This is a genomic window from Streptomyces sp. NPDC004647, from assembly GCF_040609575.1.
In the GTDB taxonomy this organism is placed as follows: Bacteria; Actinomycetota; Actinomycetes; order Streptomycetales; family Streptomycetaceae; genus Streptomyces.
The window spans coordinates 135,051-149,110 of sequence record NZ_JBEXKU010000005.1 but is presented as its reverse complement, the minus strand read 5'-3'; the positions used below and the strand labels follow the sequence as shown (position 1 = coordinate 149,110).

The 14,060-nt window shown below is 70.5% G+C and carries 16 protein-coding genes; 9 read left to right on the top strand and 7 right to left on the bottom strand.

Features of this window, described 5'->3' with window-relative positions; all coding sequences use genetic code 11:
* Positions 1-100 precede the first annotated feature (100 nt).
* Positions 101-811, bottom strand: coding sequence for a PepSY domain-containing protein (locus ABZW18_RS04100; RefSeq protein ID WP_356181732.1), 711 nt, complete (start codon positions 809-811; stop codon positions 101-103).
* Positions 812-937: 126 nt separating this feature from the next.
* On the opposite strand from ABZW18_RS04100, the gene ABZW18_RS04095 reads away from it, so the two are divergent.
* Both ABZW18_RS04095 and ABZW18_RS04090 read left to right on the top strand, forming a co-directional pair.
* Positions 938-1,603 carry a response regulator transcription factor gene (locus tag ABZW18_RS04095; RefSeq protein WP_356181730.1) on the top strand — a complete coding sequence of 222 codons (666 nt, stop codon included), beginning with the start codon at positions 938-940 and terminating at the stop codon, positions 1,601-1,603.
* Positions 1,604-1,607: 4 nt separating this feature from the next.
* The gene (locus ABZW18_RS04090) at positions 1,608-3,074 is read left to right on the top strand and encodes a HAMP domain-containing sensor histidine kinase (RefSeq protein WP_356181767.1); all 1,467 of its coding nucleotides are present in this window, start codon (positions 1,608-1,610) and stop codon (positions 3,072-3,074) included.
* Positions 3,075-3,092: 18 nt separating this feature from the next.
* On the opposite strand, the gene ABZW18_RS04085 is transcribed toward ABZW18_RS04090, so the two are convergent.
* The 4 genes from ABZW18_RS04085 to ABZW18_RS04070 form a co-directional block, all read right to left on the bottom strand.
* Positions 3,093-3,569 (bottom strand): MarR family transcriptional regulator, encoded by a 477-nt coding sequence (locus ABZW18_RS04085; RefSeq protein WP_356181727.1) that lies wholly within the window; start codon positions 3,567-3,569, stop codon positions 3,093-3,095.
* 117 nt (positions 3,570-3,686) lie between these two features.
* On the bottom strand, positions 3,687-4,460 hold the full coding sequence (locus tag ABZW18_RS04080; RefSeq protein ID WP_356181725.1) for an AIM24 family protein: 774 nt from the start codon (positions 4,458-4,460) through the stop codon (positions 3,687-3,689).
* Positions 4,457-5,107: an AIM24 family protein gene (locus ABZW18_RS04075; RefSeq protein WP_356181723.1), complete on the bottom strand. Its 651-nt coding sequence runs from the start codon at positions 5,105-5,107 to the stop codon at positions 4,457-4,459. Before ABZW18_RS04075 ends, ABZW18_RS04080 begins: the two co-directional genes overlap by 4 nt.
* The gene (locus tag ABZW18_RS04070) at positions 5,107-5,745 is read right to left on the bottom strand and encodes an AIM24 family protein (protein WP_356181721.1); all 639 of its coding nucleotides are present in this window, start codon (positions 5,743-5,745) and stop codon (positions 5,107-5,109) included. Before ABZW18_RS04070 ends, ABZW18_RS04075 begins: the two co-directional genes overlap by 1 nt.
* Positions 5,746-5,899: 154 nt before the next feature.
* Between ABZW18_RS04070 and ABZW18_RS04065 the strand changes: the two genes are divergently transcribed.
* The gene (locus tag ABZW18_RS04065) at positions 5,900-6,244 is read left to right on the top strand and encodes a DUF3817 domain-containing protein (RefSeq protein ID WP_356181718.1); all 345 of its coding nucleotides are present in this window, start codon (positions 5,900-5,902) and stop codon (positions 6,242-6,244) included.
* Positions 6,241-6,534: an MTH1187 family thiamine-binding protein gene (locus tag ABZW18_RS04060; protein WP_356181715.1), complete on the top strand. Its 294-nt coding sequence runs from the start codon at positions 6,241-6,243 to the stop codon at positions 6,532-6,534. The genes ABZW18_RS04065 and ABZW18_RS04060 overlap by 4 nt, the downstream gene beginning before the upstream one ends.
* Here ABZW18_RS04060 and ABZW18_RS04055 read toward each other — a convergent pair.
* Positions 6,519-7,532, bottom strand: coding sequence for a DUF5937 family protein (locus ABZW18_RS04055; RefSeq protein ID WP_356181712.1), 1,014 nt, complete (start codon positions 7,530-7,532; stop codon positions 6,519-6,521). The genes ABZW18_RS04060 and ABZW18_RS04055 overlap by 16 nt on opposite strands.
* A 217-nt stretch (positions 7,533-7,749) precedes the next feature.
* On the opposite strand from ABZW18_RS04055, the gene ABZW18_RS04050 reads away from it, so the two are divergent.
* The 3 genes from ABZW18_RS04050 to ABZW18_RS04040 all read left to right on the top strand — a co-directional run bounded on the left by ABZW18_RS04050 (position 7,750) and on the right by ABZW18_RS04040 (position 10,516).
* Entirely contained in the window at positions 7,750-8,259 is a 510-nt protein-coding gene (locus ABZW18_RS04050) for a MarR family transcriptional regulator (protein ID WP_356181710.1), read from the top strand.
* 144 nt (positions 8,260-8,403) lie between these two features.
* Positions 8,404-8,742, top strand: coding sequence for a DUF3817 domain-containing protein (locus ABZW18_RS04045; RefSeq protein WP_356181708.1), 339 nt, complete (start codon positions 8,404-8,406; stop codon positions 8,740-8,742).
* A gap of 73 nt (positions 8,743-8,815) precedes the next feature.
* A complete protein-coding gene (locus ABZW18_RS04040; protein ID WP_356181706.1) occupies positions 8,816-10,516 on the top strand; it encodes a methylmalonyl-CoA mutase family protein in 1,701 nt (566 codons plus the stop codon).
* Between the two features lie 248 nt (positions 10,517-10,764).
* On the opposite strand, the gene ABZW18_RS04035 is transcribed toward ABZW18_RS04040, so the two are convergent.
* Entirely contained in the window at positions 10,765-11,436 is a 672-nt protein-coding gene (locus ABZW18_RS04035) for a TetR/AcrR family transcriptional regulator (RefSeq protein ID WP_356181703.1), read from the bottom strand.
* A gap of 309 nt (positions 11,437-11,745) precedes the next feature.
* Here ABZW18_RS04035 and ABZW18_RS04030 point away from each other — a divergent pair, with 309 nt between their 5' ends.
* Together ABZW18_RS04030 and ABZW18_RS04025 are read left to right on the top strand one after the other, a co-directional pair.
* Entirely contained in the window at positions 11,746-12,717 is a 972-nt protein-coding gene (locus ABZW18_RS04030; protein WP_356181700.1) for a tetratricopeptide repeat protein, read from the top strand.
* Positions 12,718-13,392: 675 nt separating this feature from the next.
* Positions 13,393-14,010, top strand: coding sequence for a DUF6230 family protein (locus ABZW18_RS04025; RefSeq protein WP_356181697.1), 618 nt, complete (start codon positions 13,393-13,395; stop codon positions 14,008-14,010).
* Positions 14,011-14,060: the final 50 nt, after the last annotated feature.

Below are 14,060 nucleotides of genomic sequence, written 5' to 3'. Positions count from 1 at the left end.
GGCCGGTCAGTGCGAGGGCGTGCACTCCGCCCAGCAGCCGCAGGGCGATGGCGTCCCCGTCCCCTCGCAGCTTCTCCGGCGGCTGCCGAATCAGGCGATGTCAGTCGTCCGAGTCGGAGTCCGAGTCGGAGTCGTCGTCCCCGTCCTCGTCGTCGGCCGAGGCGGTGACCTCGCCGGACTTCGCGTCCACCAGCAGGTCGTGCTGCTTGCCGTCCTTGCCCCGGACCTCGGCCTCCCAGGCTCCGGCCTTGGCGTCGTCGTCCAGGTCGACGGATTCGACGGTGCCGGGTACGGACTTCAGGGCCGCCGCCGCGGCCTCCTTGGCGTCGGTGTCCGCGTTCTTCAGGGCGCTCCGGAGGTTGTCGTCGTGCTCGCGGTCGGTGTGGCTGCCGAGCACCTCGGCGTTGCCCGCGTCGACCGTCACGTCGTGCCAGGTGCCGTCCGCGCCGAGCACGTCGACCTCCCAGACCGGCCCGCGGGTGCCGTCCTTGGCGTCCTTGCCGTCCTTGCCGTCGTTCCCGTCGTTCCCGTCAGTGTCGTCGTCGTTGTCGTCCAGCTCGGCCGAGGCGACCATGCCGGGCGCGGCCTCGAGCGCCGCGTCGATCGCCTGGGCGGCGGTGGTCCGAGCGGCGGTGGTCTTCGCGGCCCCGGCATCGGGAACGTCGTCACGCTCCGGGCCGTCACCGGCGACACGCACGCTCGCCTTCCGCGCGGCCGCGCCGCCGTCGTCCGCCACCGCGGCGGCTCCGGCGGTGCCGCCGGCGACGAGCACCGCGGCGGTAACGGTGGCGATGACGGTGTTGCGCTTCATGAGGGTCCCTCCCACGTTGTCGGTCTCGCAGTCGGTTGCGATGTGGACCACCGTGCCGAACCGATGCTGAACGCAGGCTGAAGCCGCCTGAAGGTTTCTTCAGGTTCGGTTTGGGAGGCTGTGCGCATGCGCTTGTTGATCGTGGAGGATGAGAGGCGGCTCGCCCTGTCGCTGGCCAAGGGACTGACGGCGGAGGGCTTCGCCGTCGATGTGGTGCACGACGGCACCGAAGGGCTGCACCGGGCGGCCGAGAGCTCCTACGACCTGATCGTCCTCGACATCATGCTGCCCGGGATGAACGGCTACCGGGTGTGCGCCGCCCTGCGGGCCGCAGGGGACGACGTACCGATCCTGATGCTGACGGCGAAGGACGGCGAGTACGACGAGGCCGAGGGGCTCGATACCGGCGCCGACGACTACCTGACGAAGCCGTTCTCGTATGTGGTTCTCGTCGCGCGGGTCCGGGCGCTCCTCAGGCGCCGGGGGCGGACTGCCTCCCCCGTGCTGCGGGTCGGTGAGCTGACGGTCGACACCGCGGCCCGGCTGGTGACGCGGGAGGACACCGAAGTGGTGCTCACCGCGAAGGAGTTCGCCGTGCTGGAGCAGCTGGCGGTGCGGGCCGGGGAGGTCGTGTCCAAGGGGGAAATCCTGGAGCACGTCTGGGACTTCGCGTACGAGGGCGATCCGAACATCGTCGAGGTCTACATCAGCGCGCTGCGCCGGAAGCTGGGCGCACCCGCCATCAGGACCGTACGCGGTGCGGGATACCGGCTGGTCAACGACCGTGCGTAGGGCCCTGGGCTCCGTACGCTCCCGGGCCGCGCTCGGTGCCACGGCGGTGGTGGCGGTGGCACTGATCGCGGCCGGGACCGCGCTGCTGCTCGTCCTGCGGACGAACCTGACCGACCAGGCCGATCTCCAGGCGGAGGTGGCGGCCCGCGAGGTCGCCTCGCAGCTGGCGACGGGTGTGGCGTACGACCGGCTGGAGATGCCGGACGGCGACGACCACCCGGTGCAGGCCGTCACCGAGGACGGCAGGCTGCGGGCGGTGAGCGAGGACCTGGAGGCCGTGACCGGCACGGGGATCCGTGAGGTGACGCCCGCCGGCGCGAACGCGTCCGGTGACGGGCGAGCCGGACCGGACGAGGACGACGCGGCGGACGCGGCGGACGCGGCCGAGGAGGCCGAGGACGGGGACGGCGGCGCTCCTGGGCGCGGCGAGGTGTCCTCCGACGAGGCGGAGACCGGCGGCGGTACGGCCACCGTCGACGGCGAGACGTACGACTACCGGTTCGCCTCCGTCGAAGCGACGACCCCCGACGGCGAGACGCTGACCGTCCACGCGGGCTCCCCGCTCGCCACCGAGCAGGAGGCGGTCGGCGAGGTGCGCACCGCGATGCTCATCGGGCTGCCGCTCCTGCTGCTGGTCGTGGCCGGGGTCACCTGGCTGGTCACCCGGCGGGCGCTGCGGCCGGTCGAAGGCATCCGGGGTGAGATGGCCGCCATCACCGCCTCCGCCGACCTGTCCCGGCGGGTGCCGGAACCCGGCGCGCGCGATGAGATCGCCCGGCTGGCCCGTACGACCAACGAGACCCTGGCGGCCCTCGAGTCGTCCGTCGAGCGGCAGCGGCGGTTCGTGGCCGATGCCTCGCATGAGCTGCGCAGCCCGATCGCCAGCCTGCGGACGCAACTGGAGGTGGGCGTCGCCCATCCGGAGCTGCTGGATGTGGAGGGCGCGGTCCTGGACACCGTACGGCTCCAGGAGCTGGCGGCCGACCTGCTGCTGCTCGCCCGGCTGGACGCGGGGGAGGGGCCCAGGGACGGCTCCCGGGTGGACCTCGCGGCCCTCGTACGCGAAGAGGCCGGTCAGCGGGCCGGGGGGCGAGTGCCGGTGCGCGCCGCCCTGCCGGAGAGCGCTCTTGAAGTGGCCGGATCGCGGGGTCAGTTGGCCCGGGTGCTGCGAAATCTCCTGGACAACGCCCAGCGGCACGCGGAGACGGAGGTGACCGTCTCGCTGCGCACCGACGGCGGCTGGGCGGTGCTGGAGGTCTCCGACGACGGGACGGGCGTGCCCGAGGCGGAGCGTGAGCGGATCTTCGAGCGATTCGTACGGCTGGACGACGCTCGCAGCCGTGACGACGGCGGCGCCGGGCTGGGGCTGGCCATTGCCCGTGACGTGGCGGAACGCCACGGCGGGACCCTGGTGGTCCGCGGGTCCCGCGAGGGAGGCGCCCTCTTCGAGCTGCGCCTTCCGGCCTGCTGATCCTCTGCCCGACCGGCCCTATCCGCCGCCGCGCTGGCTGCGGAGGTGGTCCGCGACCGGGGCGAGTGACGCGTGCAGAGCCTCCAGATCGGTCGGTGGCAGCAGGTCGATGAAGTGCTGCCGTACGGAGGCCACGTGGTGCGGTGCGACCTTCTGCATCGTCTCGGAGCCCTCGTCCGTGAGGACGGCGAAGAGCCCTCGCCGGTCCGACTCGCAGTGCTCGCGGCGGACCAGCCCGGCGTTCTCCATCCGGGTGATCTGGTGGGAGAGCCGGCTCTTGGACTGGAGCGTCGACGCGGCGAGGTCACTCATCCGCATCCGCTGCTCCTCGGACTCCGAGAGGTTCACCAGGATCTCGTAGTCATTGATGGTCAGGCCGAATGGCTGCAGATCCTTCTCGAGCTGGTGCATCAGCAGTCTGTTGACGTCCAGGTGGGTACGCCAGGCCCGTTGTTCGTCGTCACTGAGCCAACGGGTGGCCGTCTCGGTCTCCATAGAAAGATTCTACCTACAAAAGTTGAAATCCGGACCAATGGCAGTGGCAACGCCGCACGCTTCCCCCGGCGCACACAGGTGCGCAGGCGTTCGACGTTACACTCCGCAGACTACCGCTCACAGCCCGAAGCGACGCTGGAGGCCCCCCAGTGAGCCCGGAAGCTGCGGAACCGTCGGCCCGGCCGGGGTGCCATGGCTGCCGCCGCCCGGCACACCGCTCTGCTGCGGCACCGCCCCGGTGTTCACCTCGGCCATCAGGAGCTCGGTGGACTGCAGCAGCACTTGGCCCGCCCCCACGAACTCGAACTGGTGCTCCTCGCCCGAGGTGCCGCCCACCCCGGTCAGGGCGCGTACGCCGCCGAGCACCCCGCGCAGGTACTGGTGGTCGTAGTGGTGGCAGGGGGAGGGGCAGTCGGCCCAGCCGACGAGGGCCTGGGGGTCGACGCGGATGGGCGGTTCGACGAAGACGACCGGGCCGTTCGAGGCCGCCACGAACTTGCCCGTGCCGATGAGGGTGAGGAACCCCGGCACGATCGACTGCTTCAGGGACAGACCGGGCTGAAAGGCCAGGAGGTTGCCCGACCGGATGCTGAGGTTGCCGTCCTCCAGGTCGAAGGAGTTGACGTCGAAGGCACGGTCGGCGAGCAGCATCTTGCCCTCGCCCTCGGCCACCACCCAGTCCGCGGCGTGGAGCGGCGAGTGGAAGCTGCCCGCGACCAGCCGGTCGAGGCGGCCGTGGCCGATGCCGTTGAAGTCGATCTGCCCGTAGTAGGCGATCATCTTCCCCTTCTGCAGGAACCACTGGCCCTTGAGGTCCACGCAGAAGGTGTACGCGTTGACGTTGTCGTCGACCGGCAGCGTGTGCGGGTCGTGGACTGCCGGACCGGTCACAGCTTCTCCTCCGAGGCCTGTACGTACACCGCGCCGTCTCCCGACAGCTCGAGTTGGAAGGCCTCGCCCGAGCCGCGGCCCACCATGTCGCGCCAACCCAGCGCCGTGGAGAGCTTGTTCCGCACATCGCCGTGGTGCGCCACATACGCCTGCGGGTCGACGTGTATGGGCCGGCCGGGCGCGATGGGGAGCTCGACCACTCCGCCGTGCGCCATCACGGCCACCGCGCCGTGGCCCTTCAGGGTGGTCGTGAACAGGCCCTGGCCGGTGACCTGGCCGCGCACCATGCCCATCACCCCGCCCTGTGAGCCCATGAACATGGTCCCCTGCTGGAGCGTTCCGTCGAAGGCCAGGAGGCGGTCGGCCTCGACGTAGAGCGTGTCGCCGGCGAGGTTGATCACCTGGATGTGATGGCCGCCGTGGCCGAACATCACCGTGCCACTGCCCTCCACGGTCATCAGGGGCGCGGCCTCATTGGCGACCCGCCGGCCGATCATCGAGCCGATGCCGCCCTGGCCGCCCTGGGTATTGGGGGTGAAGGTCACCTCGCCCTTATAGGCGAGCATCGCGCCGCGCTGGCTGAACATCTGCTGCCCCGGCCGGATATGCGCCTCGACCATCTTGGAGTTGATCTCCTGGAAGGGCATCAGACCTCACCGCCGATCGTGTTCCGCTCGCTGGGCTGGACGTAGACCAGCCCGTCGCCCTCGAAGCGGATCTGGAAGGCCTCGCCCGAGCCCTCCCCGATGAAGGTCCGGAAGTTGACGCCGGACTGGAACTGCTGGCGGAGATCGCCGGTGTGCGCGATGTAGGCGCCCGGGTCCACCTGGAGCGGGTACCGCGCGGTCACGCGCAGGACGACCGCCGGGCCGGCCGAGACGATGGCGGCCTGGCCGGTGCCCTCGACGGTGGTGGTGAACAGACCGTTGCCCTGCGACGCGCCCCGCAGGCCGGTGAAGGCCGTGCCCGTGCGGAGGCCGCCGTCCGTGCAGAGCAGATTGCTCGCCTCCACGTACAGCTTGTCGCCGTTCAGGTTCACCAGGTTGATCTCGCTCGCGCGGTCGGCGAAGTAGCAGGTGCCCTGGCCCTTCACTTCCATGACCGTGAGCTGCTCGCCGGTGATCCGGCGGGCGACCATGCCGCGGACCCCCTCACCGCCGCCGGACATCTTCTTGAACGCCATCCGGCCGTCGTAGGCGACCATCGAGCCGTTCCTGGCCTTGACGGAGTCGCCGGTCATGTCGACGGCGAGCACCTTGCTGCCTTGGAGTCGAAACTGAGCCACGGGGAGAAGGTATCCGTCCGAAGAGGGTCCTGACAGGGGTTATCGACCCGGACCGGACCCTGAGATCCGCCGGGCCGGGGGAGCTGACACAATGGACCCCGCTTGTGCAAGGGTTCACAAGCAGTCGTTCCCCCGCCACTCGGAGAGGTTCCCCGTGGACATCAAAACCGCCACCGCCGTCCGCCGGCTGCGCCTGGTCTCCGCCCCCGAGGCGGTCTCCTTCCTGCTGCTGCTCGTGTGCTCCGTCCTCAAGCGCACGACCGAGTTCAACGCGGTGCCGGTGATGGGCGCGGTCCACGGCATTCTGTTCCTCCTCTATGTGGCCTTCCTGCTGGACGCCTGGATCAAGGCCAAGTGGTCCGTCGGCACGGCCCTGCTCTACTTCGTGCTGTCGGTGCTGCCGGCCGGCGGCTTCTTCGCGGAGCGCAGGCTCCGCCGTGAGGTCGAGAACGGCGTGATCGCCGCCCGGGCACGCCGCGAGGGTGTGGTCGAGGCATGATCGTCGCCTTCTCGGTCAGCCCGCTGGGCGTCGGCGAGGACGTGGGCGAGTACGTGGCCGATGCCGTGCGCGTGGTCCGCGAGTCGGGCCTGCCGAACCGTACGGACGCCATGTTCACCTCGATCGAGGGCGAGTGGGACGAGGTCATGGACGTCGTCAAGCGGGCCGTCGCCGCCGTCGAGGCGCGGGCGCCGCGCGTCTCGCTCGTCCTCAAGGCGGACATCCGCCCGGGTGTCGAGGACGGCCTCACCTCGAAGGTCGAGACGGTCGAGCGTCACCTCTCCGCGTAGGACAGACCCTGCGTGCCCCCGGCCGCCAGGGCGATGCCGAGCGGTGTCCGCTCGTACAGCACCTGGTGGCCATACCGGCCCGACGTCAGCAGACCCGCGTCGCGCAGGGCCGAGAGATGGGCCGAGACCGAGGACGGGGCGAGGCCGAGACGGTGCGCCAGCGCGGTCGTCGTCGCGGGTTCGGCGAGGGCGGTGAGTACGGTGGCGCGGCCCCGGCCGAGCAGGTTGGCCAGAGCGTCGGGTGTGACACCGTCCGGTTCGGCCCACAGCCCGCCGATGCCGCGCGCCGGGTAGATCACGGTCCGCTGCCACGGGGCGTCGGCGCCGCTCACCACATCGGGCCAGACGAAGACGCTCGGCATCAGCAGCAGCTCCTCGCCGGCGAGCGCGCTCCGGTGCCCGCAGCCCGTGGGGGTCCGTACGGTCAGCGTGCTGTCCGACCACGACACCCGTGGGTGCAGCTCACCGAAGAGCCGCCCCGGGCCGCCGTCCGCCAGCCTGCGCGCATGGAAGACGATGTCCGCCTCCAGCAGGGCGCTCAGCCGCGGCCAGTGCGGGGCGACCAGCACCTTCCAGGCCAGCTCGAGCAGGTCCGCCAGCTCCCGCACCGTGCGCGCCGGATCGGCGAGCACGGCCCGGCCCTGCGGGCTGTCGGCGGCGCCCGGAGTGGCGGCCAGCGAACGGGCCAGTTCCCCGCGCGCCTGCGCCGGACCGGTGCTCCGTACCCGGGCCAGCTCATCCTCGACGGCGGAGACCGGGCCGGTCGGGGAGGGGCGGAGGAAGGACGGAGTGTGGCCGCGCTCGGGCATCAGCAGCCAGATGGGACGCAGGTCCAGCCCGGCGGCGGCGTCACGGATACGGCGCAGCCATGGAGGCGGGCAGCCGTGCAGGGAGGCGTGTTCGAGGGTGCGCACCGCCTCCTGGACCTCCCACAGCGGGGAGCCGGCGAACCGGCAGCGCAGCGCGTCGTCCGACTCGAAGTGCAGGTGGAACGGCACGGGACGGCCCTCCCTCCGCGCGGAACCTTCGGCTCGGCCCGAAACAGTAACGTCGGCGCGGGTCTACCCCGCAGGCGTCCCGGCATGCACGGGCGTGCGGTGAATCAGGCGTACGGGTATCCGGCTGTCCGTCTCCGGTCGTCCGTCTCCGGCCGGCTTCCGTCCCGGCCAGTGGGACAGGGCTGACCGGCCCATGTCCGGCCGATAGGGTCGAGCCGTGCCGAAGCCGCTCAGCCTTCCCTTCGATCCCATCGCCCGGGCCGATGAACTCTGGAAGCAGCGATGGGGGGCCGTGCCGTCCATGGCCGCGATCACCTCGATCATGCGCGCCCAGCAGATCCTGCTCGGGCACGTCGACGCGGTCGTCAAGCCGTACGGCCTCACCTTCGCCCGCTACGAGGCGCTGGTCCTGCTCACCTTCAGCAAGGCCGGAGAGCTGCCCATGTCCAAGATCGGCGAGCGCCTGATGGTGCACCCGACCTCGGTCACCAACACCGTCGATCGCCTGGTCAGATCGGGGCTGGTCGACAAACGGCCGAATCCCAACGACGGCCGCGGGACGCTGGCCTCGATCACCGAGAAGGGCCGCGAGGTCGTCGAGGCGGCCACCCGTGACCTGATGGCGGTGGACTTCGGGCTGGGTGTGTACGACGCCGAGGAGTGCGCCGAGATCTTCGCCCTGCTGCGGCCGCTGCGCGTCGCCGCCGCCGACTTCGAGGACCGGTAGAGGGCCGGAAACGGGCCTGAAGAGGTGCTGATGCCTGCCTGAAGCAGGCCGGCGAAGGTCCCGGGCGGTGGCGGGCGAGGGCGGGCAGGGGGAGGCACAGGGCCCCTGCGGAACACCCCGGTGCGCCCGGTTACGCTCGTTCCCATGAAGAAGAGCGTGCTGACCCGCTACCGGGTGATGGCCTATGTGACGGGCGTGCTGCTGGTCCTGCTGACCGCCGGCGTGATCGCCAAGCGCCTGCTGGGGATGGAGGGAGCTGCCGGCTTCACCACCGCCATCGGCATCGCGCACGGATGGCTGTATGTCCTCTACCTGATCTTCGCCTTCGATCTGGGCTCCAAGGCCAAGTATCCGTTCGGCAAGCTGGCCTGGGTGCTGCTCGCCGGCACCGTTCCCACCGCCGCCTTCTTCGTCGAGCGCAAGGTGACCCGCGAGGTGGAACCGCTGGTCAGCGGTGCCGCGCCGGAGCCCGCCGAGGCGTAACCGAGACCGCCCCGCGTCCTGCGGAGGCGATCTCCCGTCGACAAATACTAGGACGTCCTAGTAAATTCGGAGTATGGAAGCCGACGTCATCGAAGAGGGCCGCCGCCGCTGGCAGGCCCGGTACGACGCAGCCCGCAAGCGCGATGCGGACTTCAGCACGCTCTCGGGTGACACCGTGGAGCCCGCCTACGGTCCGCCGGAGGGCGGCACCGTACCCGGCTTCGAGCGGATCGGCTGGCCCGGCGAATACCCCTTCACACGGGGCCTGTACGCCACCGGCTACCGCGGCCGGACATGGACGATCCGCCAGTTCGCGGGCTTCGGCAACGCCGAGCAGACCAACGAGCGCTACAGGATGATCCTGGCCAACGGCGGAGGTGGCCTGTCAGTCGCCTTCGACATGCCGACCCTGATGGGCCGGGACTCCGACGACCCGCGCTCGCTCGGCGAGGTCGGCCACTGCGGTGTCGCCATCGACTCCGCCGCCGACATGGAGGTCCTGTTCCAGGACATCCCGCTGGGCGATGTCACCACCTCGATGACCATCAGCGGGCCGGCCGTACCGGTCTTCTGCATGTATCTGGTCGCCGCCGAGCGCCAGGGCATCGACCCGGCGGTGCTCAACGGCACGCTCCAGACGGACATCTTCAAGGAGTACATCGCGCAGAAGGAGTGGCTGTTCCAGCCGGAGCCGCATCTGCGTCTGATCGGCGACCTGATGGAGCACTGCGCGCGCGACATCCCCGCGTACAAGCCGCTCTCGGTCTCCGGCTACCACATCCGCGAAGCGGGGGCGACGGCCGCGCAGGAGCTCGCCTACACCCTCGCCGACGGCTTCGGATACGTCGAACTCGGCCTGTCCCGCGGCCTCGACGTCAACACCTTTGCCCCCGGCCTGTCCTTCTTCTTCGACGCGCATGTCGACTTCTTCGAGGAGATCGCCAAGTTTCGTGCGGCCCGCCGCATCTGGGCCCGCTGGATGCGCGATGTGTACGGCGCCACCTCGGAGAAGGCGCAGTGGCTGCGCTTCCACACCCAGACCGCCGGTGTCTCGCTGACCGCCCAGCAGCCGTACAACAACGTCGTACGGACCGCGGTCGAGGCGCTCGCGGCGGTGCTCGGCGGCACCAACTCCCTGCACACCAACGCGCTCGACGAGACCCTGGCGCTGCCGAGCGAGCAGGCCGCGGAGATCGCGCTGCGCACCCAGCAGGTGCTGATGGAGGAGACCGGCGTCGCCAATGTCGCCGACCCGCTGGGCGGTTCCTGGTACGTGGAGGCGCTGACCGACCGTATCGAGGCCGAGGCCGAGAAGATCTTCGAGCAGATCAGGGAGCGGGGACGCCGGGCCGTGCCGGGCGGCGAGCACCCGATCGGACCGATCACCTCCGGCATCCTGCGCGGCATCGAGGACGGCTGGTTCACCGGCGAGATCGCCGAGTCCGCCTTCCAGTACCAGCGGGCCCTGGAGAAGGGCGAAAAGAAGGTCGTCGGCGTCAACTGCCTGCACGGCTCGGTCACCGGCGACCTGGAGATCCTGCGGGTCAGCCATGAGGTGGAGCGTGAGCAGGTCCGCGTCCTGGCCGAGCGCAAGGCCGCGCGGGACGACGCCGCCGTGCGTGCCTCGCTCGACGCCATGATCGCCGCCGCCCGGGACGGCGGCAACATGATCGGGCCGATGATGGAGGCCGTACGGGCCGAGGCGACCCTGGGCGAGATCTGCGGCGTGCTGCGCGAGGAGTGGGGCGTCTACACCGAGCCGCCCGGCTTCTGACCGCGGCGACCCGCAGTACGTTCCGATCCCGCCCCACCCCGCGTCCACAGGGGGTGGGCGGGAGTCGTTTCGCGCCGTCCCGAAGTTGTCTCGAAACAGCTGGGCCGGCTGTGCCGTGTTCTGCCGCGCGCGTGGGGCACGGCGCCACCGCCGCTACGGCCGTCGGGCAGGGAGCCGGGCTCCTGGGGCGGCGGGCACGGCGCCGGACCCCTCAGGGCGCCCTCGCGTCCGCGCCGTGGAATCGGGGGCTACGGCCCGGGGGCGAGCGCCGTCAGCCCGCTCACCAGCAGTGTGGTGAAGTCGCGCGCCCAGTCCGCGTCCACCGGCTCCCCGCTCACCAGCGCCCGGTGCACCACCGCGCCCGCGATCACATCGAAGATCAGATCCACGCTGCGGGCCGCCGCCGCCTCGCCCTCCGGACCGGTGATGTCGGCCGGCAGTTCGCCGCGGGCCTGTGCGCGTTCCCGGCCGAGCAGTACGAGCCGTTTCTGCCGGTCCACGATCGCCGACCGGATACGGTCGTGCAGCGGCCCGTCGTGCGTGGACTCGGCGATGACCGCCATCAGCGCCGTCTGGGTCTCCGGCCGCTCCAGCAGTCCCGCGAACTGCAGCACCACTCCTTCGATGTCGGCCCGCAGCCCACCGCGGTCGGGCAGTTCCAGCTGATCGAAGAGGACCGCGACCGCGTCGACGACGAGCTCGTTCTTGTTCGCCCAGCGGCGGTAGAGCGTGGTCTTGGCGACTCCGGCGCGCGTCGCGACGTCGCCCATCGTCAGCTTTCCCCAGCCCAGTTCGACGAGCGCGGCGCGGCACGCGCCGAGGATGGCGCGGTCGGCCTCGGCGCTGCGGGGCCGGCCCGTACGCCCCGCGCTGCCCGTTCTGTCCGTACTGTGCGTACGAGGCGGGGTGGTGCGGCGCATGCGGGCGACCCTAGCGTGCGGTACGTGCCGCTCCGGGGGGACCGAGGCCGTGAGGGAGATCACGGCCGGGCAGCCGAGGCGGTCTTGTCCTCCCGGGGGCGGATGGAGTTACGCTACGACTCGTAGCGAAAGAGCGATGACCACTGGCGCACGGGTGGGGACCCTGCGCCGACCATGCGGTTCTGCCATGCACCTCCGGCCGTGTCCGCTCGACTGCTCCCGCAGACCGGCGGGGGTGCGGGCGGGCACGGTACGTGTACGGGCCATGGCATTTTTCCGATCTTTGCGCGGAAGGGGGAGGATGTACTCATGCAGCCACGGAACATGTCCATGAGCGGAGTCGTCGACCTCGCCGCGGTGAAGGCCGCCGGGGAAGCCAAGCAGAAGGCGGAGCAGGCGCGAGCCGAAGCGGCCCGCGGTGGCGGCACTGCCGCTGCCCCCTTCCGCCCGGTGTTCGACGTCGACGAGGCGGGTTTTGAGCAGGAAGTCCTGCAGCGGTCCACCGAGGTGCCGGTCGTCATCGACTTCTGGGCCGAGTGGTGCGAGCCGTGCAAGCAGCTGAGCCCGCTGCTGGAGCGGCTCGCGGGGGAGTACGCCGGCCGCTTCGTTCTCGCCAAGATCGATGTCGACGCAAACCAGATGTTGTTCCAGCAGTTCGGTGTCCAGGGCATCCCCGCGGTCTTCGCCGTGGTCGCCGGCCAGGCGCTGCCGCTGTTCCAGGGCGCGGCCCCGGAGGCGCAGATCAGGCAGGTTCTGGACCAGTTGATCCAGGCGGCGGAGGAGCGGTTCGGCATCGTGGGCGCCCCGCTCGAGCCCGGTGCGGAGGAGTCCGCCGAGGCCGAGGCCCCGGCCGAGCCCGTCGGCCCTTACGACAGCGCGCTCGCCGCCGCCCATCAGGCTCTGGACTCGGGCGACCTGGGTGGCGCGATCCAGGCGTACAAGAACGTGCTCTCCGACGACCCGGCGAACGCCGAGGCGAAGCTCGGCCTGGCGCAGGCCGAACTGCTCCAGCGGGTACAGGACATGGATCCGCAGGACGTGCGCAAGGTGGCCGCCGAGAGCCCGGGCGACGCCGCCGCGCAGATCGCCGCCGCTGATCTCGACCTGGTCGGCGGGCATGTCGAGGACGCCTTCGGGCGGCTCGTGGAGACGGTCAAGCGGACGGCGGGCCAGGACCGGGAGGCGGCGCGGCTGAGGCTGTTGGAGCTCTTCGAGGTGATCGGCAGCGACGACCCGCGGGTCACCTCCGCGCGGGCCTCGCTGGCACGCGTTCTCTTCTGAGGCGGGCGGGGGAGCCCGACCGCCGAGAAATTACGGCTTCTTCGCGACGGACCAAGTGCCCGGGCCCGTAGAACGGGTGATGGCCGCCGACCCGCAACAGGGTGCGCACCAGGAAATGGTGCCTCAGCGATCACAGCGGCCGCGCTTTGCCAAAACTTGGTAATCGCGGCCGCTGTTACTCGCAGTAAGAGAAGCGCGGACTCTTGTCCGCCTATGTAGTACTTCCTCCTCGGTAATCAGGTCACGCTGTGGCGACCCTGAGTGCCCGTCCGAGATGCATCGGCCACGCTTCGGTTATCCGTCCGTTACTCGCAAGTAACGAACCCCTTGTGCCGCAGCTGGGAATGGACCACGATCGGCCAAGCTCGGTCCAAGCCCGCAGCCCGACACCCAGTCGGAGTCGCGGTGTTCCTGGGTCCCCACCGAGTAGGCCGGCGGTCAGTGGTGCCGGCCTAGGACAGGGGGGTCTCTGCCAACCGGCGGGGCCTGTCCAGCGGTTGCGCGAGAGCGTGGCCAGTGGTTGTCGCTCGGGGGTGATCGCCAGTGTTCCGGCGCGGTTCGCGCCTGGAGTACTACGGCGCTCTCCTTCCCGAGGACGTAGCTCTTCTCCCATCCCAGGCCTGGCCGGCCCAAGGCCACAGCCCGGAGATGTACGTCCGAGAAGGAGGAAACTTCATGGAGTCCCAGGCTCGTGGCGGGACCAGATGGCGGCGGTTCGCCGTTGTCATGGTGCCGAGCGTCGCTGCCACCGCAGTGATAGGTGTCGCCCTTTCGCAGGGTGCGCTTGCGGCGTCGTTCAGCGTGTCCGGCCAGCAGTTCAAGGTCGCCGCTGATCGGCTGGAAGGCACCGGGTTCGTTCAGTACGGGGCCTACGACACGCAGGTCGGCGGAAAGAACGTCCCCGTGGCGGTCTCCGCGTTCAAGAGCGCGAAGATCAACAAGATGTGCCAGTCCGTGGTAACCCCGGACATTCCGCTCGTCGGCACGGTGACGCTGCAGCTGAACGCTGGTGGAAAGGCTCCGGTCGAGGCCGAGAACCTGTACATCGACGTGGCCCAACTGAACGCCGACGCTACGTTCAAGAACATCAACATCGGCGTTGCCGCCGGCGCCACCAACAAGGGCCCCGGCATCAAGAAGGGCGACCACGCGAACCCTGGTGGCTTCGCTCAGGAGGCCGACTCGGCCGTCCTGACCGACGTCAAGCAGACCGCGTGGGCGACCAGCGCCGGGACCTTCAAGCTGAGCGGGCTCAGCATGAAGCTCCACAAGGGTGTCAAGGAGTGCTTCTAAGCACGCCGGGCGGGTGGGGAGCCGTCACGTTTCCCGCCCGCCCACCCGAT

Bases quoted from the DNA above. Each gene is read 5' to 3' on its own strand.
- ABZW18_RS04040 (WP_356181706.1), top strand. From the start codon at position 8,816: ATGGAAGCCGACGTCATCGAAGAGGGCCGCCGCCGCTGGCAGGCCCGG.
- ABZW18_RS04060 (WP_356181715.1), top strand. From the start codon at position 6,241: ATGATCGTCGCCTTCTCGGTCAGCCCGCTGGGCGTCGGCGAGGACGTG.
- ABZW18_RS04045 (WP_356181708.1), top strand. From the start codon at position 8,404: ATGAAGAAGAGCGTGCTGACCCGCTACCGGGTGATGGCCTATGTGACG.
- ABZW18_RS04095 (WP_356181730.1), top strand. From the start codon at position 938: ATGCGCTTGTTGATCGTGGAGGATGAGAGGCGGCTCGCCCTGTCGCTG.
- ABZW18_RS04030 (WP_356181700.1), top strand. From the start codon at position 11,746: ATGCAGCCACGGAACATGTCCATGAGCGGAGTCGTCGACCTCGCCGCG.
- ABZW18_RS04075 (WP_356181723.1), bottom strand. From the start codon at position 5,107: ATGCCCTTCCAGGAGATCAACTCCAAGATGGTCGAGGCGCATATCCGG.
- ABZW18_RS04035 (WP_356181703.1), bottom strand. From the start codon at position 11,436: ATGCGCCGCACCACCCCGCCTCGTACGCACAGTACGGACAGAACGGGC.
- ABZW18_RS04025 (WP_356181697.1), top strand. From the start codon at position 13,393: ATGGAGTCCCAGGCTCGTGGCGGGACCAGATGGCGGCGGTTCGCCGTT.
- ABZW18_RS04100 (WP_356181732.1), bottom strand. From the start codon at position 811: ATGAAGCGCAACACCGTCATCGCCACCGTTACCGCCGCGGTGCTCGTC.
- ABZW18_RS04085 (WP_356181727.1), bottom strand. From the start codon at position 3,569: ATGGAGACCGAGACGGCCACCCGTTGGCTCAGTGACGACGAACAACGG.